The 23052-nt window shown below is 38.5% G+C and carries 19 protein-coding genes; 15 read left to right on the forward strand and 4 right to left on the reverse strand.

Going from position 1 to position 23052, the window contains the following annotated elements; all coding sequences use genetic code 11:
- Positions 1–18 precede the first annotated feature (18 nt).
- From Q2U82_RS03625 to Q2U82_RS03635, 3 genes are read left to right on the forward strand one after another with little or no spacing between them, the layout of a single operon-like run.
- Positions 19–576 (forward strand): hypothetical protein, encoded by a 558-nt coding sequence (locus Q2U82_RS03625; RefSeq protein WP_410006359.1) that lies wholly within the window; start codon positions 19–21, stop codon positions 574–576.
- Positions 577–601: 25 nt separating this feature from the next.
- Entirely contained in the window at positions 602–1600 is a 999-nt protein-coding gene (locus Q2U82_RS03630) for a N(4)-(beta-N-acetylglucosaminyl)-L-asparaginase (RefSeq protein ID WP_410006360.1), read from the forward strand.
- 3 nt (positions 1601–1603) lie between these two features.
- Entirely contained in the window at positions 1604–2926 is a 1323-nt protein-coding gene (locus tag Q2U82_RS03635) for a sugar MFS transporter (RefSeq protein WP_410006361.1), read from the forward strand.
- Between the two features lie 137 nt (positions 2927–3063).
- Here Q2U82_RS03635 and cphA read toward each other — a convergent pair whose 3' ends face one another.
- Entirely contained in the window at positions 3064–5700 is a 2637-nt protein-coding gene (gene cphA / locus Q2U82_RS03640) for a cyanophycin synthetase (RefSeq protein WP_410006362.1), read from the reverse strand.
- A 96-nt stretch (positions 5701–5796) separates the two neighbouring features.
- On the opposite strand from cphA, the gene Q2U82_RS03645 reads away from it, so the two are divergent.
- On the forward strand, positions 5797–6669 hold the full coding sequence (locus tag Q2U82_RS03645) for a cyanophycinase (protein ID WP_410007124.1): 873 nt from the start codon (positions 5797–5799) through the stop codon (positions 6667–6669).
- On the opposite strand, the gene Q2U82_RS03650 is transcribed toward Q2U82_RS03645, so the two are convergent.
- Positions 6657–7592, reverse strand: a complete 936-nt coding sequence (locus tag Q2U82_RS03650) for an isoaspartyl peptidase/L-asparaginase family protein (protein WP_410006363.1) — start codon at positions 7590–7592, stop codon at positions 6657–6659. The two genes, Q2U82_RS03645 and Q2U82_RS03650, sit on opposite strands and share 13 nt — an antisense overlap.
- A 10-nt stretch (positions 7593–7602) precedes the next feature.
- The gene (locus tag Q2U82_RS03655) at positions 7603–8388 is read right to left on the reverse strand and encodes a hypothetical protein (protein ID WP_410006364.1); all 786 of its coding nucleotides are present in this window, start codon (positions 8386–8388) and stop codon (positions 7603–7605) included.
- Between the two features lie 81 nt (positions 8389–8469).
- Between Q2U82_RS03655 and Q2U82_RS03660 the strand changes: the two genes are divergently transcribed.
- The 8 genes from Q2U82_RS03660 to tsf all read left to right on the forward strand — a co-directional run bounded on the left by Q2U82_RS03660 (position 8470) and on the right by tsf (position 18494).
- The gene (locus tag Q2U82_RS03660; protein WP_410006365.1) at positions 8470–9180 is read left to right on the forward strand and encodes an outer membrane beta-barrel protein; all 711 of its coding nucleotides are present in this window, start codon (positions 8470–8472) and stop codon (positions 9178–9180) included.
- 83 nt (positions 9181–9263) lie between these two features.
- Complete coding sequence (gene polA / locus Q2U82_RS03665) at positions 9264–12122, forward strand: DNA polymerase I (protein ID WP_410006366.1); 2859 nt, start codon at positions 9264–9266, stop codon at positions 12120–12122.
- Between the two features lie 111 nt (positions 12123–12233).
- Complete coding sequence (locus tag Q2U82_RS03670; protein ID WP_410006367.1) at positions 12234–13778, forward strand: T9SS type A sorting domain-containing protein; 1545 nt, start codon at positions 12234–12236, stop codon at positions 13776–13778.
- A 12-nt stretch (positions 13779–13790) separates the two neighbouring features.
- Positions 13791–15338 (forward strand): T9SS type A sorting domain-containing protein, encoded by a 1548-nt coding sequence (locus Q2U82_RS03675; protein ID WP_410006368.1) that lies wholly within the window; start codon positions 13791–13793, stop codon positions 15336–15338.
- Positions 15339–15541: 203 nt separating this feature from the next.
- Entirely contained in the window at positions 15542–15997 is a 456-nt protein-coding gene (gene rplM, locus Q2U82_RS03680) for a 50S ribosomal protein L13 (RefSeq protein WP_410006369.1), read from the forward strand.
- A complete protein-coding gene (gene rpsI, locus Q2U82_RS03685; RefSeq protein ID WP_347373840.1) occupies positions 15997–16383 on the forward strand; it encodes a 30S ribosomal protein S9 in 387 nt (128 codons plus the stop codon). Before rplM ends, rpsI begins: the two co-directional genes overlap by 1 nt.
- A gap of 179 nt (positions 16384–16562) precedes the next feature.
- On the forward strand, positions 16563–17429 hold the full coding sequence (gene rpsB, locus Q2U82_RS03690; protein WP_410006370.1) for a 30S ribosomal protein S2: 867 nt from the start codon (positions 16563–16565) through the stop codon (positions 17427–17429).
- 99 nt (positions 17430–17528) lie between these two features.
- Positions 17529–18494 (forward strand): translation elongation factor Ts, encoded by a 966-nt coding sequence (tsf, locus tag Q2U82_RS03695; protein ID WP_410006371.1) that lies wholly within the window; start codon positions 17529–17531, stop codon positions 18492–18494.
- 78 nt (positions 18495–18572) lie between these two features.
- Here tsf and Q2U82_RS03700 read toward each other — a convergent pair whose 3' ends face one another.
- On the reverse strand, positions 18573–19967 hold the full coding sequence (locus Q2U82_RS03700; RefSeq protein ID WP_410006372.1) for a T9SS type A sorting domain-containing protein: 1395 nt from the start codon (positions 19965–19967) through the stop codon (positions 18573–18575).
- Positions 19968–20151: 184 nt separating this feature from the next.
- Between Q2U82_RS03700 and pyrH the strand changes: the two genes are divergently transcribed.
- The 3 genes from pyrH (at position 20152) to Q2U82_RS03715 (ending at position 22864) form a co-directional block, all read left to right on the forward strand.
- Positions 20152–20859, forward strand: a complete 708-nt coding sequence (gene pyrH / locus Q2U82_RS03705) for a UMP kinase (protein ID WP_410006373.1) — start codon at positions 20152–20154, stop codon at positions 20857–20859.
- Between the two features lie 50 nt (positions 20860–20909).
- Positions 20910–21464, forward strand: a complete 555-nt coding sequence (gene frr / locus Q2U82_RS03710; RefSeq protein ID WP_410006374.1) for a ribosome recycling factor — start codon at positions 20910–20912, stop codon at positions 21462–21464.
- Between the two features lie 89 nt (positions 21465–21553).
- Positions 21554–22864: a DUF5686 family protein gene (locus Q2U82_RS03715; RefSeq protein WP_410006375.1), complete on the forward strand. Its 1311-nt coding sequence runs from the start codon at positions 21554–21556 to the stop codon at positions 22862–22864.
- Positions 22865–23052: the final 188 nt, after the last annotated feature.

Consider the following 23052-nt stretch of genomic DNA (forward strand, 5'->3'; position numbering starts at 1 on the left):
AGTTTATTAATTAAAAATATGATTAATCTGAAAACAAAAGTCAACCCTAATAAATTTGAAAAAGACTTAGGCAAACTCTTGAAAATTTATACATCAACCATTTCTAGTTTAACATTTGTTGTATTGATTTATTCTCTCTTGATTTTAATAGTTGGAATTTTCAAGTCTGTACAATTGATTAGTACATTTAATAATGAATTCTTCATATGGATTGGGGTAACTTTTTTAATGCTTTTTATTTTAATTTACTTTCCACTTGCAATAAGATACTCTTATGTTGCAACATTTGAAAATGGAATACTCATTAAAAAAAGATACAAAACCAGAATTGTAAAGAACAAAGAAATTAAGAAAATTGAATTACGAAATCTATCAATCTTTTATAATCAATTTAGATCAGACAATTCAAAAAGATTAGCCATTGATATATTTCTAAATAATAACAATATTATTTCAATTGGAGAGAGTTATCGCATTTTTGAATTAATTGCATATCCAAGAATTCCAAGTTTTACAAAAATTTGGGATATTAAAGTATTATATAAAGAGCTTGAAAACATCGTGTATAAAAACTAAACCTGAAACCTGAAACCATATTTATATGAAACGCAGAAAATTTATTCAAAACGCTTCCCTTTCCACCTTAGGAATCGCTGTGGGAAGTTCAGTTTTTGCTTCGAAAATTAAAAATTCCAATTCCGTAGAAAATGAAATTGAAAGTAAAAATTCTGGATACCCAATGGTTATTGCCACTTGGAACGTGAAAGAAAGTACAGCGGAAGCGTGGCGCGTTTTGCAGGAAGGAAAATCTGCGCTCGATGCCATTGAAAAAGGCTGTATGGTTGAGGAAGCCAACGCCGAAGGTCAATCAGTGGGTATTGGCGGTTTGCCCGATCGCGACGGAAATGTTACGCTCGATGCTTGCATAATGGACAGCAAAGGAAATTATGGCGCTGTGGTCTATCTTCAAAATATTATGCACCCAATTTCGGTTGCACGGAAAGTGATGGAAGATACGCCCCACGTTATTTTAGCAGGAAAAGGTGCGGAACAATTTGCATATTCTGAAGGTTTTGAAAAAACGAATCTACTCACCGAAGCTTCAAAAAAAGCTTGGGAGGAATGGAAAAAAACTTCAAAATATAAACCAATTATCAATATTGAAAACCACGACACAATCGGGATGCTTGCCATTGATAAAAATGGCGATATTTCGGGAGGATGCACGACTAGTGGCTTGGCATACAAAATGGCCGGACGTGTTGGCGATTCGCCAATAATCGGTTCGGGATTGTTTATTGATAATGAAGTGGGTGGCGCAACGGCTACTGGTTTAGGCGAAGAAGTTTTAAAAACCGTGGGCAGTTTTTTGATTGTTGAATTGATGCGCCAAGGCAAAACGCCACAACAGGCTTGTGAGGAAGCGATTGGAAGAATAATCAAAAAGAGCCCTAATTATAAAGATTTCCAAGTGGGTTATATTGCGGTGAACAAAAAAGGTGAAACGGGTTATTATGCAATTCACGATGGGTTTTGGGCAACAAAATATCAAAACGATAAAAACGAAAACTTTCCTTCTGATTATTACAACAAAGTTTAAGATATGACCGAAAAAAAATCATTCCGCTCCGCTTTTATTACCGTAACCGTGCTCTTTTTCCTTTGGGGATTCATCACCGTTTTGGTGGACAGTTTGGTTCCGCGTTTGAAAGACGTTTTTGAATTAAGCTATTTTCAGGCAGGATTGGTTCAATTCGCTTTCTTTTTGGCGTATTTGGTAATTTCGGTACCGGCGGGAGCTTTGCTTTCTAAAATCGGGTATCAAAAAGGAATCATTGTAGGCTTGGTTACAATGGCCGTGGGATGTTTACTTTTTTATCCCGCTGCCGCCGATAGACAATTTTGGATATTTTTAGTTGCATATTTCACGCTCGCAGGTGGAATAACTGTGCTTCAAGTAGCCGCCAATCCATACGTTTCGGTATTGGGAAGCGAAGATGGCGCCTCCAGCCGATTGAATCTTTCTCAAGCCTTTAACTCTCTGGGAACGGCAATAGCACCTTTAATCGGTGCTTCTTTTTTGTTGAGTGACACTATAAAGTCTTCGGAAGAAATTTCGGTTTTAACCGACGTTGACAGAAGTTCTTATTACGTTTCAGAAGCTTCTGCTGTGCAAACACCTTTTCTTTTTATTGCAGCATTCATTGGGCTTTTGGCTTTACTATTTGTTTTTATAAAACTTCCGAAAATTTTGGAAAAAAGTCCTGTGGGCGGTTATGGGAAACTTCTGAAGAACAAAATCGTGATGCTTGGCGCATTGGGTATTTTCTTATACGTAGGTGCCGAAGTTGCCATTGGCAGTTATTTGGTTAATTATTTTATGAGTATGAATATTGCTGAAATAATTCAGCAAAACGAAACGATGAAATATATTGCCGAAAGCCTTTTGAATACCGATTTAAATTCGATTGATGCCAAAGCAATTGTGGGCGCATTCGTGGTTTTTTATTGGAGTGGTGCGATGATAGGAAGGTTTGTGGGCGCATACCTCACACGAGTTATGAAACCTACAAAAGTACTTTCAATCTTTGCTTCTATGGCTGTATTAATGCTATTGGTGTCAATGAATACTGAGGGTTTAACTGCAATGTGGTCCATTTTGGCGGTGGGACTTTTCAACTCCATAATGTTCCCAACCATTTTTGCACTAACTATTGATGGTTTAGGCGATTTGAAACCTCAGGCTTCTGGCCTGCTTTGTATGGCCATTGTGGGAGGAGCGTTAATTCCGCCAGCATACGGTTTTTTAACGGACAATATTGGGTTTAAATTTGCGCTCTTTTTGATCATTGCCTGTTACGGCTACATTCTTTTCTTCGGAATACTAAAAGGAAGAAACCTAAGTATCAAAAAATATACTTCTTAATAACATTCCATTAATTTAACAATAGCATAAAGCCCGCTTGAAATGAGCGGGCTATTTTTGAAACGGTAATTACCAAATTGAATTTCAATTTATATTAAAAGGTAAGGCCGCTTTTGAGGAGGAGCGGCTTTTCCTTTTTATTGTGCAAAAGTCCTTTCGCCATTGCTTTCCTGTTCCTTGAATTTCATCACAAGTTCCAAAGCATCCGGGATTACATCACTACACAATATAATCAGCGATCCCTTTGTTGCATTATTCACGGCATGGGTAATTGCTTCTTTTTCAGAAGGAATTATAGTTGTTTTTTTGTTGGGGTCTTTCATTTTAATACCGTCGTCCAACATTTTTATTAGTTCTTCTTCAGATTTTCCACGTAAGTGTTTGTCTTGACGGATTATAATTTCATCAAACATTTCAGCAGCGATGCTTCCCAGTTCATTGGTATCCTCCTTTCTTCTGTCACCTACTCCGGCAATAATACCAACTTTAATTGTTGCTTCCAGATTATCCGTGAATTTCTGGAGGGCTCTCATTCCCGCTGGGTTGTGAGCGTAATCAAGTAAAATACTGAAATTCTCAAATTTAAATAGATTCAGTCGCCCCGGTGTTTGCGATGCCGAAGGAATAAAAGTTTCCAAAGCCACTTTCATATCTTCAATTCCAATTCCACGAACGTTTGCAGCAATTACGGCTGGAAGGATATTTTGAATCATGAAAGTTGCCTTTCCGCCATAAGTCAATGGAATGTTTTCAGCTTTCATAATGCGCATTTTCCATGTGCCACGACATATTGTTACATAACCATTTTCATAAATGGCAGTAATTCCGCCAAGTTTTTGCAATGCTTTTATACGCGGATTTTCTTCATCCATAGAGAAAAGAGCGAGATTACAATTGATGCTTCTTCGCATTTCATAAACCAAATCATCATCGGCGTTTAGAATTGCGTATCCGTCCGGCAAAACGGTTTCTGGAATTACGCCTTTTACCTTTGCCAGTTGTTCCACAGTATGGATTCCCTTTAGCCCCAAATGGTCTGCAGCGACGTTTGTTACAATCCCTACATCACATTTTTTGAAGCCAAGACCTGCACGTAACAATCCGCCACGCGCACATTCCAAAACGGCAAAGTTTACGGTTGGATCTTTCAGAACAAATTCTGCACTTGCGGGACCGGTGCAATCCCCTTTCATCAATAACCTGTTTTGGATATACACCCCGTCACTAGTAGTGTAACCTACTCGATATCCTTTCATTTTTGCAATGTGTGCAATTAACCGAGTGGTGGTTGTTTTTCCATTGGTCCCTGTTATAGAAATGATAGGAATACGTCCTGTATCGCCATGATTTGGAAATAATTTATCTACCACGGGCGCCGCAACGTTTCGCGGCAAACCTATTGTTGGCGCCAAATGCATTCTGAAACCTGGACCTGCGTTCACTTCCAGCACAGCGCCTCCTGTTTCCTCCAAAGGTTGGCTGATATCTGTAGTCATTATATCTATACCACAAATATCAAGATCTATTATTTTTGAAATGCGTTCCGCCATAGAAACGTTGGACGGATGTACAATATCCGTAACATCCTCCGCTGTACCCCCCGTACTTAGGTTTGCAGTGTCTTTTAAAATCACTATTTCATCTTTTGAAGGAACAGAATCTTCAGTATAGCCTTTAGCCGCAATGATGGTTCTCGTTAAATCATTAATAGTAATCTTTGTAAGCACATTTTCGTGTCCATAACCACGACGAGGGTCTTTGTTCACCTCCTCTACAAGTTCACTAATGGTAGACTTTCCATCACCCACTACGTTTGCTGGGGTGCGCTTTGCGGCGGCAACCAAAACATTGTTTATAACCAGCAAGCGATAGTCCTCTCCGGTTATGTATTTTTCTATAATAACTTTCGGCGAAACATTTTTAGCGGCGTGAAACGCCACCAAAGCATCCTCATAGTTTTTAATGTTTACTGTAATTCCGCGGCCGTGATTTCCACCAACAGGTTTCACTACCAGGGGAAATCCAACATATCTACAAGCTTCTTCCAGACTGCTTTCGCGCCCAATGATATCGCCTCGGGGAACAAGTACTTCTGCTTGTTCCAAAAGATATTTCGTGTCTTCTTTGTCGCAAGCCAATTCCACTCCAATACTACTGGTTTCAGAAGTTACCGTTGCTTGTATTCTTTTTTGATTTGCGCCGTAACCCAATTGGCATAACGAATATTTATTTAAACGAATCCACGGGATTCCTCTGCTTTCAGCCTCTTCAACAATAGAGCCTGTACTTGGACCTAAGCGTTCGTCTTCACGAATTTCACGCATTCTTTGAATGTCTGCTTCCAAATTATATTTTTCTCCCGAAATTAAGGCTTCGCAAATTTCGACTGCAGCCTTTGCGGCATAGCGACCAACGTTTTCTTCAACATAGCTAAAGACTACGTTGTAAACGCCCTTTTCGCCATAACCACGCGTTCTTCCAAAACCTGTATCCATATCTGCCAAAGTCTGTATTTCCAATGCAATATGTTCAATAACGTGCCCCATCCACGTGCCTTCTTCCACACGTTGAAAAAAACCACCCGGTTCGCCCACGCTACAACGGTGACTGAACATACTTGGAAACATTTCTTTAAGTCGATCACTAAACCCTTCAATTTTATTAGAGGGAAGTTCTTCCATTTCCTCCAGATCTAGGACCATTACTATTAATTTATGACGGCGTATAGACCAGTAATTTGGCCCCCGCATGGCGTTGATTTCTCTAATTCGCATAAGTTGACGGATTTGTTAGTTTCGTATGAATTTGATAAATATATGATTAATTTTTCTAACAATTACCGTATTTTTGCCCGCAAATCAAATAAATTCATGAGCGTAAAAGGCACTCTGATCCCCATAGGTGGAAATGAAGATAAAGGTATTGAGCAAAGCGAAATATATACCTTAGAATATATTCAAGAAGGAATACTTTCACGTGTAGTTCGTGAAAGCGGCGGTAAAGAAGCTTTGATTGTCGTTATTCCAACCGCCTCTAGCATTCCAAATGAGGTGAGTGAAAATTACTTACAAGCTTTTGGAAAATTGGGATGTAAAAATGTTCACATTATGGACATCCGCAATAGAGCAGAAGCCGAAGACCCTCTTCATCTCGATTTAATGAAGAAAGCTGACTGTGTTATGTTTTCAGGGGGTGATCAATCTAAGATAGTGCAATATATTGGTGGTACACTTCTTCACAAAATCATTCAGAAACGCTACGAAAAAGATAAATTCGTAATTGCCGGAACCAGTGCTGGAGCAATGTGCATGAGCCAAGAAATGATAAAAGGTGGCGGTATTAAAGAAGCTTTTACAAAAGGCGCTGTTTTGATGGGTGAAGGAATGGGCTTTCTTCCAAACTTGATTATAGATTCACACTTTATTCGTCGCGGGCGTTTTGGAAGACTTGCTGAAGCAGTTGCGCGATTTCCAAAACTCATTGGTATTGGCTTGGCAGAAGATACCGGGCTCGTTATCAAAAACTGTAATATAGTTGAGGTGATTGGCTCTGGAATGGTAATTCTTTTTGATCCCAGAAAATTGAAACACAACAATCAAGCTATGGTTGAAAACGGTACGCCAATGTCCCTCAACAACCTAAAAACACATATTTTGGCAAACGGTGACCGTTTTGATATAAAGAAAAAGAAACTTAAAATATCACCACATCACATTAAGGTGATTGAATCTCAAACTTTGTAAATTCCAATTTCTTTTTTTCCTTCAGAAGTTTTAAAGGCTCGGTACATTCCTTCCGTATTAAAAGGCATAGCAACGTTTCCATTGGCATCAATGGCAATCAATCCGCCGTCGCCGCCAATTTCTAGCACTCGCTTATGTATAACTTCTGAAGCAGCTTCCTCTAAAGACATTCCTTTATATTCCATTAAGCAGGAAACATCATAAGCCACTACACCGCGAATGAAGAATTCGCCGCTTCCCGTGCAACTTACTGCACAGGTTTTATTATTTGCATAAGTTCCGCAACCAACCATTGGGCTATCGCCCACTCGGCCCCAACGTTTGTTGGTCATTCCGCCAGTTGAGGTTGCCGCGGCAATGTTTCCATTTTTATCGCAGGCTACTGCCCCAACGGTACCAAATTTTCCTTCCTTTTTCATAGAATGATCAAGCTGAAAAGTATCACTATCCTTTATATTCTGCCATTGCTGGTAACGGTGTTCGTCATAAAAATAGTCAGGGCTTTCTAAGGAATAACCAATACTTTTTGCAAAACGCAAAGCGCCTTCGCCCGCCAAAAAAACGTGGTCTGTTTTTTCCATAATATCACGCGCCAAAGAAATTGGGTTTTTGATTCCGGTTATCAATGAAACTGCACCAGCATCCAAAGTTTTGCCGTCCATTATTGCAGCGTCCATTTCGTGTGTACCATCGTTTGTAAAGACACTTCCTTTTCCAGCATTGAAAAGTGGCGAATCCTCCAAATGGTTTACAGCAATTTCAACGGCTTCCATTGCAGTACCATTATTTTCCAAAACCGAATAGCCTTTTTCAAGCGCTTCATTTAAAGCTGTTTTGTATTGTTCTTCCTTTTCAGGAGTCATTAATCCTTTTACGAGTGTTCCGGCGCCTCCGTGGATTACCAAGGAAAATTTAGTATTCATATTTCTACTTTTAATTTGGATAGGTAAACTTACCATTCAAAACATATGGCTCGCCCAATGGGGTGTCGCAAAATATTATGGTTAAATCAGTTCCATTATTTTCAACATAAAAAACGGTTCCGGGAGCTGCGGTTGCGCCTCCTTGCGAACCTATGCCATAATCTATAAGGTATAGCTTTGCTGAACCATTTGATAAGTTATATTGACCATCAAAGTCACCCTGAATTGTTGTGTATTGACCTGTTTGAGGGAACTCTTGATTTATTTCATTAAACTGAACTCTAATCTTAATGCTCGAAGAATAACTGGTGGTTTCAAACTGAAGATTTCCTTCATCAAAACCATAAGAAGGAAAAGTTAAATCTACATCCGTAATATTTATTTGAGCGGTATCCGTATCAATAAAATTATCTATCTGAGGGTCACAAGCTGTTTGGGCATTTGTTGTGAATTGATATGTTTGTCCATAGCCTATACCAACTTCATTTATTGCATAAGCCCTGTAATAATAGGTCGTGGCATTAGTAAAACCACCAATTAAATCTGAAAAAGCGCCAAGACGCTCTCCTTTAATAAGTTTGTCATCATTGATTGTTGGCGAATCTCCAGTGCTCCACACCAAACCGTATTCTGTAACGTCCTTGCCGCCTTCTCCCAAAACCGCTCCACCAAGTATCGCGGTATTTGCTTGTACATTTATAGGTTCATCGGTAACCACTATGGGGGTGAGGTATTCAATATTTTCTATTTCGCAACTGTAGGCTACTACTAAAACTAAGAGGAGTAATTTTTTCATTCAAGATTTTTATTAGCGACCAAATGTAGGAAATTTATATATATTTGACGCTTTTAAAAAACCAACCCAATATTACTCCTTATGTCTTTGTTTCCTCACAAAATTGTTCTTTTCTTAGTACTATTATTAAGTTTTTCAAACATTAACTCACAAAGTTATTATTCAGGAGGCGGCCTTTTTGAAGGTAGGTTTGGAGTAACCGTTGGCGCAACTAATTACAGTCCCGGTGCAAATTTTTTGTTTTCAAAATCAGCGCCAGGTTTTAAAGTAGGAATGATTGGAACAGTGATTATTTCAGAAAAATTTGAAGTTTTTGTTGAAATGAATTATGCCAGACATTCAATGAAATTTATAGGTCGCGAAGATGAATTGGCAACACCGGAAGACATCAAGTTTAGACTGGAAACCTTCAACGTTCCTTTTATTTTAGATTATACAGTTCTCAATCTTGATGACGAATGGTTTTTCGGTATAAATGCTGGCCCGTCAATTAGTTTGTTATATGATTACAAGCTCGTGGACGAAGGAAAAGAAGGTTATGTTTTGGACCCACTTTATACAACGCCCAACCAGTTGGAATTTGACAGCAACAAAGAGAAAGTTTCTCTCAATGCGTTCATAGCTATGGGCGTGAGTGTTGAGTACAATAGGTTTATGGCTACTTTTAGATATAATAAAGGAATAACAGACCCCTACAGAAATATCAACCTCTATTCTCCGGTGATGGAATTAAAAGGAAAAGACAACTATTTTGAATTTTCATTGGTCTATTTATTTGAAGACAAACTATAATCTTTCCAATATTTTCTTTTTTACATAAATCCTTACTTTTCTAAAGGGTTCTTTTTACTTTTGAAGCATAAGCCTTCCAAACTATGTCAGAAAAAAAACGTCTTTTCCTTGTTGATGCCTATGCTCTTATTTTTCGAGGGTATTTCGCTTTAATAAAAAATCCTCGATTAAATAGCAAAGGTCAAAACACCTCAGCCATAATGGGTTTTATGAATTCACTTATAGACGTAGTGAAAAGAGAACGTCCAGACCATCTTGCCGTTTGTTTTGACAAAGGCGGCAGCGAGGCCCGCAACGAAATGTTCCCAGAATATAAGGCAAATAGGGATGAAACCCCAGACGCTATTAGGTTTGCCATTCCCTATATTTATAACATTCTTGAAGCCATGAAAATTCCAATTATGGTAAAGGATGGTTTTGAGGCCGATGACGTTATTGGAACCTTGGCAAAAAAAGCCGAAAAAGAAGGCTATACTACCTATATGGTTACTCCCGACAAGGATTTTGCACAATTGGTTTCAGAAAATATATTTATGTATCGCCCTGTTTTTGGTGGCGGTTACGAAACTTGGGGCATTCCAGAAGTTCAAAAGAAATTTGAAGTAAAAGACCCATTACAGGTAATTGATTTTTTAGGAATGATGGGCGACAGCAGCGACAATATTCCCGGACTTCCTGGCGTGGGCGAAAAAACAGCTAAGAAATTTCTGAAAGAATTTGGTTCAATGGAAGGCCTGCTTGCAAACACGGCACAGCTAAAAGGCAAAATGAAGGAGAAGGTTGAGGCCAACGGCGAACTAGGTTTGCTCAGCAAAAAACTAGCAACTATTATGCTGGATGTGCCTGTTGATTTCAACGAAGCCGATTTTGAAATGTGCCCCCCAGACACTCAAAAAGTCTTGGAAATTTTTGATGAATTGGAGTTTAGGAGGCTAAAAGATAATTTCTTGAATGCTTTTTCAATTGAAGGAATGGCTTCTGTAGGCACTAGCCGTGTAACCCCAGAAACTGATACCGCTTCAGAAACTAAGGCAAAACCCGCCAAAAGCAATCCTGCTGGTGAAGGTCAATTTTCGCTTTTTGGAAACGATGGGGATGCTTCGGCAGAAATAAAAAATTACAGCTCCCGCGCTACCATTGAAAATACGGAACATTTTTACCAAACCGTACAGCCCGGAATGGGCACCAAACTGTTTCTTCAAAATTTAATGAAGCAGCAAAGTGTGTGTTTTGATACCGAAACAACAAGCATTAATCCATTGGAAGCTGAGCTTGTTGGCATCGCCTTTTCTTGGGAAAAGGGTAAAGGTTTTTACATTCCCTTCCCCGAAAATCGCGAAGAAGCACAACTACTTTTGGAAGAACTCCGCCCGTTTTTTGAAGATGAATCCATTCAGAAAATTGGTCAGAATTTAAAATACGACATAAAAGTATTGGCGAAATACAACATTTCAGTAAAAGGAAAATTGTTTGATACCATGCTCGCGCATTACCTGATAAACCCAGATATGCGCCACAATATGGACGTATTGAGCGAAACGTATCTGAATTACACCCCAGTCTCCATCACGGAATTAATTGGTAAAAAAGGCAAAAACCAACTCAACATGCGCGATGTTGAAATTGAAAAGCAGACGGAATATGCTGTTGAAGATGCCGATGTAACATTTCAATTAAAAGAACATTTCGAAAAAGAATTGGGAGAAGCCAATACCCAAAAACTATTTGATGAAATTGAAGTGCCTTTACTTCGCGTTTTAGCAGACATGGAATTGGAAGGCATAAATCTTGACGAGGAATTTCTGAAAAAGCTTTCCACAGAATTGGACAAAGACATTCTTCAACTTGAAAAACACATTTACGAAGAAGCCGGTGAAACCTTTAATATCGCTTCACCAAAACAGTTGGGCGATATTCTTTTTGAAAAGATGAAACTGATTGATAAGCCTAAAAAAACCAAAACGGGACAGTATTCAACTGCTGAAGATGTACTTTCCTATTTGGCAAAAGACCATAAAATAATCCGCGATGTATTGGAATATCGCGGTCTTTCAAAATTGAAAAGCACTTATGTGGACGCACTTCCAGACCAAGTTGAAAAAACTACGGGTCGAGTGCACACAGATTATATGCAGACTGTAGCCGCAACTGGGCGACTGAGCAGCAACAATCCAAACCTTCAAAACATTCCTATCCGTACCGAACGTGGGCGTGAAGTGCGGAAAGCATTTATTCCAAGAAATGATGATTATGTTTTGATGGCTGCGGATTATTCACAAATAGAACTCCGAATCATAGCTGCGTTAAGTGAAGAAGACACAATGATTGAAGCCTTCAAAAAGGGCGAAGATATTCATGCTTCCACTGCTTCAAAAGTTTTCAATGTTCCTTTAAGTGAAGTTACCCGCGAGCAAAGAAGTAACGCAAAAACAGTAAACTTCGGAATTATTTATGGCGTTTCCGCATTCGGATTGAGCAACCAAACCGATCTTTCCAGAGGCGAAGCAAAGGATTTGATTGAAACTTATTATAAAACCTATCCAAAACTACGGAATTACATAAGCGAACAGATTGATTTCGCTCGTGAAAATGGTTATGTGCAAACCGTTTTGGGAAGACGTAGATATTTAAAAGACATCAACGGAAGCAACCAAGTAGTCCGTGGCGCCGCGGAACGAAACGCCGTGAATGCACCAATACAAGGAAGCGCGGCGGACATCATTAAAATTGCGATGATAAACATCCACAAAAAACTGGAGGAAGAAAACTACAAAAGCAAGATGTTGCTTCAAGTGCATGATGAACTTGTTTTCGACACCTACAAACCTGAGCTTGAAAAACTAAAAACGATGGTGAAGCACGAAATGGAAAATGCATACAAACTTACCGTGCCGTTGGATGTAGATTTGGGCGTTGGGGAGAATTGGCTGGAAGCGCATTAATTGTCTTGAGGCGAAAATTCCAAAAAAAAATAAATTCCAAATTCCAAAAAGGCTATTTTTCGTTTTTGAAATCAAATACATCATGCCACGAAAACCCAAATGAAATTTATTATGAAAAAGACCCTTGCCCTTTTAGCACTATTGCTTTCAGTATTTTCTTTGTATGCCCAAGACCCAAATATTCTTTGGCAGCGGACTATTGGGGGGAGTGATCGGGATACACCAACTTTCATAATATCAACAACAGATCAAGGTTTCTTCATTGGAGGTCCTTCTAAATCAAATATTTCTGGAGAAAAAACAGAAAACTCAAGAGGTGGTTATGATTACTGGGCGTTGAAATTTGATAGCTCTGGAAATATTGAGTGGCAAAAAACCATAGGCGGCGACCAAGATGACCGCTTAGCAGATGCTAAACAAACACCAGACGGCGGTTATATTTTGGTGGGTTCTTCCGCTTCAAATTTATCAGGAGATAAGACAGAAAATTCGCGAGGAGGAGCTGATTATTGGATTATAAAACTAGATGCTACCGGAAATATTATCTGGCAAAGAACATTAGGTGGAGATGCAAATGACAGAGCAAATGAAGTAGAATTGACGTACGATGGAAATTATTTAATTGGCGGAACGTCCAACTCAAGTATATCTGGAGATAGAACCGTTTCTAACAATGGTTATCCCGATGCTTGGATATTGAAACTAGATGAAAGCGGAAATATTATTTGGCAAAGAGGTCATCAATTTTTAGTAAATTTCTTTTTGGGGGCCTTAAAAATAACTAATGACGGTGGATATATCATCGGCGGCACAAGCGGTTCAAATGAATCGTATTCATTTATGAAACTCGATGCTAATGGAAACACTATCTGGGAAAAATATTATGGTGGAGATGGCTGGGATGCTTTCACCCATCTTATTTTAACCTCGGACGGTGGTTATATGGCTATTGGATTTTCTGATTCTGATGCTTCTGGTGACAAAACCGATGATTCAAAAGGTGGTCCGGATTATTGGATTTTAAAACTTGACGCTAATGGCGCTATTGAATGGCAAAAAACCATTGGCGGTGATGATGGCGATGATCCAAGTGGTATTATTCAAGCTCCAGATGGCGGTTATTTTATAGTTGGATATTCATATTCAAATATTTCGGGAGACAAAACCGAAAATAATGTTGGCGAAAACGATTTTTGGATTATGAAACTAAATAACGTTGGCATAATTGAATGGCAAAATACTATCGGTGGAGCTTACAGTGAAAGATTACCCAAAGTGATTATAAATACTGATGGAAGTATAACCATTGCTGGAGAATGCAATTCAGACATATCTGGTGATAAAACTGAAAATTCCAGAGGAAGCAACGATTTCTGGGTCATAAAACACGCTGCCATATTAGGCCTTGAAGAAAACCCGTTCGCAACAGCAATAACCCTCTACCCCAATCCCACAAAAAACACATTGCAACTAAACACCCAAGACAAAACCATAAACCAAGTAAACATTTACACAATGACTGGCAGTAAAGTTTTGCAATTGGATGTTGAAACTGTTTCCCCAACCGTAGACGTTTCTAGCTTGGCTGCGGGAGTTTATTATGTGCAGTTGTATTCCGGAAAAAATGTGGCTTTAAAAAAGTTTATAAAAGAATAAAAATCATCAATTATGAAAAGAAATATACTTAGCAGTTTAGTTTTAGCATTAATTACAATTTCAATTTATGCCCAAGACCCAAACATCCTCTGGCAGCGGACTATTGGGGGGAGTGGAGATGAACATGTAACTATCGCAATAGAAACAACAGACGGTGGTTTTATTGTTGGCGGCTATTCCAATTCAAATATTTCTGGAGAAAAAACAGAAAATTCACGAGGGGGTAAAGATTATTGGGTGTTGAAATTCGATAGCTCTGGAAATATTGAGTGGCAAAAAACTATTGGGGGTGATCAAGATGACACTTTAAACGATTTAAAGCAAACTCAAGACGGAGGCTATATTCTAGCTGGCTCATCTGCTTCGGGAATCTCAGGAGAGAAAACGGAACCTTCGCGCGGAAACATGGATTATTGGGTATTAAAATTAAGCGCCACTGGAAATATTGAATGGCAAAAAACTTTTGGTGGTGATGCTTTAGACATTGCTCTTGATATTTTACAAATACCTGATGGTAGTTATATTTTAGCTGGCAATTCACAGTCAGGTATATCTGGAGATAGAACGATAAATATTTCCGTAAATCAGGATACTTGGGTTCTAAAGTTGGATTTCAACGGAAATATAGAATGGCAAAAAGCATTCCCTTTAGGAGATGCAGTTTTTTGCCAAGGCTTAGATCTCACAGATGACGGCGGGTATATTATTGGTAATTCAGACGCACAAACCATTTACGGTGCTTTAAAAATAAGCTCCACTGGTGGTTTCCTATGGCAAAATGGCTATAGTGGTCTTGGCCCTTCAACTTTTATGACCAATATTAAAAAAACCAGTGATTCCGGTTATATTTTAACAGGGTTTTCAGACACAAACGCAGGTGGAGCAAAATCTGAAGATTCAATGGGGAATTTTGACTATTGGATATTAAAGGTAGATCAAAACGGAGAAAAAGAATGGGACAACACGATTGGAGGATTATATGGTGAGAGCTGTTACAATACTTTGGAATCTTCGGAAGGTGGTTATTTTGTTACGGGATTTTCATCTTCTGACATATCGGGAGACAAAACTGAAGATTCAAATGGTTTAGCCGACTACTGGATTATTAAATTAAATGATCTAGGAATTATTGAATGGCAAAACACAATGGGCGGAGAAAATGACGAGAGTTTTCCAAAAAGTTGTCAATTAATCGATGGAACATATATTGTTGCTGGTAAATCGAATTCCAATATATCAGGTGATAAAACAGAAAATTCCCGAGGCGGTCAAGATTTCTGGATCGTAAAACACGCCCAAACCCTAGGCCTCGAAGAAAACACTTTCGCAACAGCAATAACCCTCTACCCCAGCCCTGCAAAAAACACATTGCAACTAAACACCCAAGACAAAACCATAAACCAAGTGAATATATACACCATGACGGGCAGCAAGGTTTTACAACTGGATGTTGACACTATTTCCCCAACCGTGGATGTTTCAAGCTTGGCTTCGGGCGTTTATTATTTACAGCTATATTCCGGAAAAAATGTGGCTTTGAAAAAGTTTGTGAAAGAATAAATTTCATTTCTGAATTCTGATTTTTTTGTCTTACATCCAAAGTCTTTCAGCGCAGCGGTCTTAAGTCAAATTTTCAAAGAAAATTTATTTCCCACCCCTTGCTTTTCAAATAAATAACACTACATTTGCACCCCTCTTAGACAAAATCCGTTTTGTTTTAGGATGAGAAAACAATGATTTATTAACGATTGACAAAAAACTAAATGGATACATTAAGTTACAAAACAGTATCTGCTAACAAGAATACCGTTGTAAAAGAATGGTTGGTAGTAGATGCGGACGGGCAAGCATTGGGTCGTCTTGCAAGCGAAGTTGCTAAATTACTTCGCGGTAAGCACAAACCAAGTTTCACCCCGCACGTAGATTGCGGTGATAACGTGATTGTTATCAACGCCGGTAGCGTAAACCTTACCGGAAACAAATGGAATGACAAAACGTACATTCGCCACACGGGTTACCCAGGTGGACAACGTAGCCTTACCGCTACAGAAATGTACAAAAAAGACCCTGCAAGGCTTGTTGAAAAAGCTGTGAAAGGAATGCTTCCTAAAAACAAATTGGGCGCGGAAATCTTCAGAAACCTTAAGGTTTATGCAGACGCAAACCACGGTCAAGAAGCACAAAAACCTAGAGCTATTAACCTTAACGACAACAAGTAATGGAGACAATTCACAAAATAGGTAGAAGAAAAACCGCTGTTGCACGTGTTTACCTTAAAGAAGGTAAAGGAAATATCACTATCAACAAGCGTGAGTTGGAAAACTACTTTCCAACTGGAACACTTCAGTATAAAGTAAAACAACCCTTAACACTTACAGATAACGAAACAACTTTCGACATTACAGTAAATGTATTTGGCGGTGGAATCACTGGTCAGGCAGAAGCAATTCGCCTTGCTATTTCCCGCGCTATGTGTACGCTTAATGACGAAAACCGCGGTATCCTTAAGCCAGAAGGTTTGCTTACAAGAGATCCAAGAATGGTAGAGCGTAAGAAATTCGGACAGAAGAAAGCTCGTAAGAAATTCCAGTTCTCTAAACGTTAATATTACTCAACTAATATTGGGTATCTCTCTCGGGATACCCAATTACAGTTGAAAAGTTCATATTCATTAATAATTAAAAAGCTGTTAACCCGAAAATTTCGGGTGTTAGTTTAGCATCTAAACCAAATTCATTTTAGAAGAGGTTGCTATCCTTTCACAGAACGTAAACTAAAACAAAAATGGCAAAAAAAGTAGAAGTAAAAGACTTACTTGAAGCAGGTGTGCATTTTGGCCACCTAACCCGCAAATGGAACCCAAACATGGCGCCTTATATCTATATGGAGCGCAACGGGATCCACATTATCAACCTTTACAAAACCGCTGCAAAAATTGAAGAGGCTAATGAAGCCCTTAAAAAAATAGCAGCTAGTGGACGCAAAATCCTTTTTGTAGCTACCAAAAAACAAGCAAAAGACATAGTTGCCGAAAAAGCAAAGAATGCAAACATGCCTTACATCACTGAAAGATGGCCAGGCGGTATGCTTACCAACTTTGTGACTATCCGTAAAGCTGTTAAGAAAATGTCTTCAATTGACAGAATGAAGCAAGACGGAACTTTCAATACCCTTTCAAAGAAAGAGCGTTTGGCTGTAGATCGTCTTCGTGCAAAATTGGAAAAAAACTTAGGTTCTATTTCAGATATGAGCCGTCTTCCTGCAGCACTTTTTGTGGTTGACACAACTCGTGAGCACATTGCAGTTGCAGAGGCTATGAAACTGAACATTCCAATCTTCGCAATGGTTGATACAAACAGTGACCCACGCGTTATTGACTATGTAATTCCAGCTAACGATGATGCTTCAAAATCTATTGAGAGCATTATGAATTTTGTTTCTGAAGCTGTTATTGAAGGTCTTTCTGAAAGAAAATCTGGTAAAGATGACGATAGCGATGACGAAGAAGGAATGGAAAAGAAGGCGAAAGCTCCTAAAAAAGCAAAAGCTGAAGTTCCTTCAACTGACGAAGACGATGTAGAAGCTATGAAAGAAGCAAAAAAGCCTGTACGTCAAAAATCGAAAAAAGAAGTTCTTAACGAAGAAGAATAATATCGATATTTTAAAAATTTAAAAGTCGTTGGGTTCTTTTCTTTGTAGAAAATAATTTTAACGACTTTTTTTAATATTAAACTTTAAAAATTTATAAAAATGGCAAACATAACAGCCGCAGAAGTAAATAAACTAAGACAAACCACCGGTGCCGGAATGATGGACTGCAAAAACGCTTTAGTTGAAGCAGGTGGAAATATGGAAGAAGCAATTTCAATCCTTAGAAAAAAAGGACAAAAAATTGCTGAAAAAAGAGCAGATCGCGATTCCAGTGAAGGTGTTGCAACCGTAAAAGTGAACAGCAACAATACAAAAGGTGTAGCTATTTCATTGAACTGTGAAACTGACTTTGTTGCGAAAAACGATTCTTTCGTTGAAATGGCAAACAAAATGGCAGAAGTTGCATTAAACACATCTTCAAAAGATGAGTTTTTGGCTTCAGATTTTGGCGGAATTACCGTTGCTGAGAAATTGACTGAGCAAACTGGGGTTATCGGTGAGAAAATAGAGATTGGCGGGTATGAAATTTTGGAAGCTCCATTCGTAGGCTCTTACGTTCACGGGAACAAAATTGCTGCTTTAACTGGTCTTTCAAAAAAGGTTGACAATGCTGAGGAATTGGCAAAGGACGTTTCTATGCAAGTTGCATCTATGGGCGCTACTACCCTTTCTTATAAAGATTTTGATCCAGAATTTGTTGCTTCTGAAACTGAGGCAAGAATCGCTGTAATTGAAAAGGAAAATATAGAATTGGGCCGTTTGGGCAAAACCCTTAAAAATGTACCTAAATATATTTCAAGAGCACAATTGACTCCAGAGGTTTTGGCACAGGCCGAAGCTGACGCAAAAGCTGAATTGAAAGCTGAAGGCAAGCCAGAGCAAATCTGGGATAAAATCCTTCCAGGAAAAATTGAGCGTTTTGTTAGTGACAACACTACTTTAGATCACGAAAAAGCGTTGCTTGACCAAAACTTTATTAAAGATGACAAAAAGAGCGTTGCAGATTACGTAAAAACGTATGGCGATGTTGAGGTTGTTGGTTTTAAGAGAGTTTCTTTGGCATAAGCTTTTTGAACATATACTTAAACTAAAAAGAGGCTGATTAATTTCAGCCTCTTTTATTATATAGTTTCATTTCAAAGATTATTCTTTTAAAATTTTCTTTACCGTCTTTCTCCCTTCGGAAGAAATAACTGCTATATATATTCCTGCATTTAAATCTTCCATATTAAGTTCAGCTTTTTCTTTTAAAGGTGTAATATCCAAAACTTTTCTTCCCAAGACATCGTAAACTTCTACTATATCAATTTGTGAATTTGCTTCAATGAATATTCTATTTGAAGTTGGGTTTGGGTAGATTGCTACTTCAGTTTGCTGCAAATCTTCGACACCCAAATTTGTTCTTACTCCAAAAATGGTTTGATAACTATTCCCGCCAAAATTGGCTGTAACGGTATAGACTCCTGTTGGCCAAGTGGAATCTACTTCATAATTCCATTGAGCCCAAGCCGCCACATAATCTGGCCAAGGGGATGTGAAATCATACTCATAAAGAATGCTATTGTCGGGTTTTCTAACTGTTATATGTGTATTGGCGTTCATTTGAAGATCGCGATAAAATATTCGGAACCTTATCGTTTCTCCGTTCTCAAAGTTCAGTTCTTCATATGTATTTTCAGTTACACCACAATCTGAGTCAAAATCGTCTGAATTGTGCGTAGAGAGTGTTAATATTTCAGGAACAAAATAAGCAGGTTGGTCTATCCACCAGCTGTCAGCATTCAAACTATTGCAAGGCCCTGCATAAGGATCTATTCTGTTTATGTTGGAGTCATACACTTCAAAATGCAAGTGTGGAATGTCGCTGCTGCCTGAACTACCTGCGTAACCAAGAAACTCTCCCACTTCTACCGTATCGCCAACTTCTTTAGAAGTCAATGAGCCGTTTTTAAAATGCCAATAAAATGTTCGCGAACCATCGGCGTGCAATAGTTCTATTCCGTTCCAATTATTGTTTCCGTTATTTTCGCAGTTACGGTCAAAATTGCCATCTCTTTTAACCTCAATGGTTCCTGCGGCAGCGGCAATAACCTCCATGACATTTTCATCCATCTTTTTCCACGGATAGGGCCAAACCACATAATCAGTTCCTTTGTGATTGCTGTTGATTTGATCATAGGTTCTTTGTCCGCAATTGTAATCCAACAAATGACCGTTGGGTAAAGGATCTTGATCCACTTGGTTGAAAAGGGAATAATAGCCATAATCACTAAATCCTGCTTTGGGCCTAAAGGGAAGTATAAATAAAGGATGGCTGCCCCGGTGTTGGTATGCATTCGGGTTTTTTTTAAGAACAGCAGCTTTGTTCTGTTCAATTTCCTGCATTATCTCTGCTCGTTGTTCATCAGTAATGCACTCCGTTTTGGGCAAGGAAATAGGGTGAAAAGAAACTGGAGATGGCGGTGCCTTAAAACCTTTATTTTGGGCCGTAACTATGGTAGAAACGGCCAACAATAAATAAAATAGATGTGTTTTCATAATGTCAATTTTTTAAGGATTAGTTGTATTTTATTATTTATACATCGAAAAAATCTTGGAAATGTCATCATGGAAAAATATTTTTTTGTAATTTTTTTTGCTCACTGCTTTCCAATAACTACTTTTTTCAATTACTTCCACCGCATCAATAATTTTCTTTATTTTTGCGCTGTAAAAATCTGCTATGCACTACAAAAGAATTCTTTTAAAACTTTCCGGCGAAGCCTTAATGGGTGAACAACAATATGGAATTGATCCTGTACGTCTAAAAGAATACGCCCAAGAAATAAAACAAATTACCGCCAAAGGTGTTGAAGTTGCCATCGTTATTGGCGGTGGAAACATTTTTAGAGGATTGGCTGGCGCCAGTAGCGGCATGGACCGTGTGCAGGGCGACCATATGGGAATGTTGGCAACCGTAATTAACGGACTGGCATTGCAAAGTGCATTGGAAAACGAAGAAGTGGCCACTCGTTTGCAAAGTGCCATCAACATCAATGAAGTGGCCGAGCCTTTTATTCGCAGAAAAGCCATTCGCCATTTGGAAAAAGGCCGTGTTGTTATATTTGGTGGTGGAACGGGAAATCCTTACTTCACAACAGATTCAGCAGCGGTTTTAAGAGCTATCGAGATTGGTGCAGACGTTATTTTGAAAGGAACCCGCGTGGATGGAATCTATACCAGCGATCCAGAAAAAGACAAACTTGCAACAAAATTTGATTTTATCAGTTTTGAAGATGTATTGCAGAAAGGTTTGAAAGTGATGGACACCACCGCTTTCACCTTGAGCCAGGAAAACGAATTGCCAATCATTGTTTTTGATATGAACACCAAAGGAAATCTGCTGAAAGTAGTTTCCGGAGAAAAGATTGGAACTAAAGTAAATTTATAATTATTGGTTTAATTTTTGAAAGGCGAAATTCAGCTTAAAAAAATTTTAGTATGGAAGACGAAATAGATTTTATAATTGACGGTACAAAAGAAGCAATGGGCAATGCCCTGAAGCATCTTGAAAAGGAGTTTGTAAACATTCGTGCCGGAAAAGCTTCGCCAGCAATGGTTGGAAGTGTAATGGTAGATTATTATGGAAGCCAGACCCCACTTAGCCAAGTTGCAAACGTAAGCACCCCAGACGGGATGACCATTAGCATTCAACCTTGGGAGAAAGGAATGATTCCTGAAATTGAGCGCGGTATCCATTTGGCAAATATCGGTTTCAACCCTATGAACAATGGGGAAAGTGTTATTATCTCTGTGCCGCCATTAACCGAAGAACGCAGAAGAGATTTGGCCAAACAAGCTAAATCTACTGCCGAAGAAGCAAAAATAGGTGTACGCAACGACCGTAAAAACGCCAATAACGACCTTAAAGCCTTGGATATTTCAGAAGATCTTAAAAAGAGTTTGGAAGAAGATATTCAGGAAATGACTGACCAACATATCAAAAAGATTGACGAGATCTTGGCGAAAAAAGAAAAAGAAATAATGACGGTTTAAAACCGTTTCGTTAAACTAAATACAATAAAGCGGCAACTATGCCGCTTTCTTTTTACTTTTAAGAACATAGAAAACTTCCTTCATTACCTATGCGCAAAATAATTTTCTTTTTTTCATTGCTAATGGGGTTTTCTGTATATGCGCAAGATCCGGTAATTGAAACCAAGAAAGATTCCATTGTTTCTGAAATAAAGGAAACGGTTGCGGAAGTAAAGGAAGATGCATCTGAATTAAATGAAGAAAAAAACCATCCGCTTACTACTGGGTACTTTCCCGTTGGTTTTTTCAATATTGATCTTAAAACACTTTTTAAATATAACGGCTACGAAGGCTTTCGGCTTGGAATTGGCGGACTTACCAATGAAAGGCTTTTTGAAAATTACAAACTGGGCGGCTACATAGTTTATGGATTCAAGGACGAAACCTTCAAATATAGCGTTGGTGGAAGTGCCTTAGTCAACAAAGAGAAAAAAGAGTGGGTAAGCCTTTATTACACAGACGACATTAAAGAAATTGGAACCTATGACTTTTTAACCGATGCTCGGTTTTATTCCCTTTTTGAACCACGGCTTATTAATATTATCCAGTTTTATAAATACACAAAATGGCAGGCCAATATTCAAAGCGAGCCAACATCAAAAATACTTGCGGAGTTTCAGATAGCCCACAGTGATGTAAGCAATATTGAAGACTACTATTTTATTAAGGATGGAAAAGGTTATACCGATTATAAACTTGCAGAGGCTATTCTTTCCTTCCGTATAAAGCTGAAAACTGATTCTATAATAAATGACGACAACGAAAAAGTAAGTGTTGACCATCTTCCAAAAATAAGCGCCCAGGTTACGCAAGGTTTTAAAGGAATTGCAGGAAGTGATTTTAATTATACAAAATTTGGGCTGAAGCTGGATTATGAAATTGAACGAAAAAATGTTTCTTCCACAAGTTTTCTTTTACAAGGTGAACTTGCTTTGGGCGATGTGCCTTTAACCCATTTGTTTCACACTTTCCCTAACCAGCCTATAAAAGGCAGTATTATGAAACGGTTTTCTGTGGCGGGTGTACAGAGTTTTGAAACGATGTACTTTGGTGAATTCTACTCAGATAAATTAGTAATGCTTCAGATGAAGCATACTTTTAGAAGGTTTAAACTTGCTGAAAAATGGAAACCGGAATTGGTTGTAATTTCACGCAATGCCTTAGGAGATATGAGCAATACGAGCCGTCATTTTGGAGTTCCTTTTAATACGCTTGACCATTTGTACAATGAAGCAGGTTTGGAGCTCAACAAGATTGCGCTTGGATTTGGGCTGAGCTTTGCATACAGATATGGCTACTACAACTTGCCTAGTTTTGAGGACAATGTTTCTTTTAAGTTTACTTTTAATTTGAAGATTTAGATTGACTATTTAGTTTTAGGATTTAAGAAATCCACACAAGAAATGCTTTAGAATATGTCCATTCGCCATTTCTGAATTCATAAATACTACCAGGTCTCCAATAAAATAACTATAAATTATAGCAGGTGAGTTGTAATCTTCATTAAAATGGGTTATTTGTAATTCTACAAAAAGGTTTTGCAAAGCTT

It is taken from the genome of Aequorivita nionensis (assembly GCF_046352995.1).
Lineage (GTDB): Bacteria > Bacteroidota > Bacteroidia > Flavobacteriales > Flavobacteriaceae > Aequorivita > Aequorivita nionensis.

Bases quoted from the DNA above. Each gene is read 5' to 3' on its own strand.
- pyrH (WP_410006373.1), top strand. From the start codon at position 20,152: ATGCACTACAAAAGAATTCTTTTAAAACTTTCCGGCGAAGCCTTAATG.
- Q2U82_RS03625 (WP_410006359.1), top strand. From the start codon at position 19: ATGATTAATCTGAAAACAAAAGTCAACCCTAATAAATTTGAAAAAGAC.
- Q2U82_RS03645 (WP_410007124.1), top strand. From the start codon at position 5,797: ATGAGCGTAAAAGGCACTCTGATCCCCATAGGTGGAAATGAAGATAAA.
- polA (WP_410006366.1), top strand. From the start codon at position 9,264: ATGTCAGAAAAAAAACGTCTTTTCCTTGTTGATGCCTATGCTCTTATT.
- Q2U82_RS03715 (WP_410006375.1), top strand. From the start codon at position 21,554: ATGCGCAAAATAATTTTCTTTTTTTCATTGCTAATGGGGTTTTCTGTA.
- rpsI (WP_347373840.1), top strand. From the start codon at position 15,997: ATGGAGACAATTCACAAAATAGGTAGAAGAAAAACCGCTGTTGCACGT.
- Q2U82_RS03675 (WP_410006368.1), top strand. From the start codon at position 13,791: ATGAAAAGAAATATACTTAGCAGTTTAGTTTTAGCATTAATTACAATT.
- Q2U82_RS03670 (WP_410006367.1), top strand. From the start codon at position 12,234: ATGAAAAAGACCCTTGCCCTTTTAGCACTATTGCTTTCAGTATTTTCT.
- rplM (WP_410006369.1), top strand. From the start codon at position 15,542: ATGGATACATTAAGTTACAAAACAGTATCTGCTAACAAGAATACCGTT.
- Q2U82_RS03635 (WP_410006361.1), top strand. From the start codon at position 1,604: ATGACCGAAAAAAAATCATTCCGCTCCGCTTTTATTACCGTAACCGTG.
- Q2U82_RS03650 (WP_410006363.1), bottom strand. From the start codon at position 7,592: ATGAATACTAAATTTTCCTTGGTAATCCACGGAGGCGCCGGAACACTC.
- Q2U82_RS03655 (WP_410006364.1), bottom strand. From the start codon at position 8,388: ATGAAAAAATTACTCCTCTTAGTTTTAGTAGTAGCCTACAGTTGCGAA.
- frr (WP_410006374.1), top strand. From the start codon at position 20,910: ATGGAAGACGAAATAGATTTTATAATTGACGGTACAAAAGAAGCAATG.
- Q2U82_RS03660 (WP_410006365.1), top strand. From the start codon at position 8,470: ATGTCTTTGTTTCCTCACAAAATTGTTCTTTTCTTAGTACTATTATTA.
- rpsB (WP_410006370.1), top strand. From the start codon at position 16,563: ATGGCAAAAAAAGTAGAAGTAAAAGACTTACTTGAAGCAGGTGTGCAT.
- tsf (WP_410006371.1), top strand. From the start codon at position 17,529: ATGGCAAACATAACAGCCGCAGAAGTAAATAAACTAAGACAAACCACC.
- Q2U82_RS03630 (WP_410006360.1), top strand. From the start codon at position 602: ATGAAACGCAGAAAATTTATTCAAAACGCTTCCCTTTCCACCTTAGGA.
- Q2U82_RS03700 (WP_410006372.1), bottom strand. From the start codon at position 19,967: ATGAAAACACATCTATTTTATTTATTGTTGGCCGTTTCTACCATAGTT.
- cphA (WP_410006362.1), bottom strand. From the start codon at position 5,700: ATGCGAATTAGAGAAATCAACGCCATGCGGGGGCCAAATTACTGGTCT.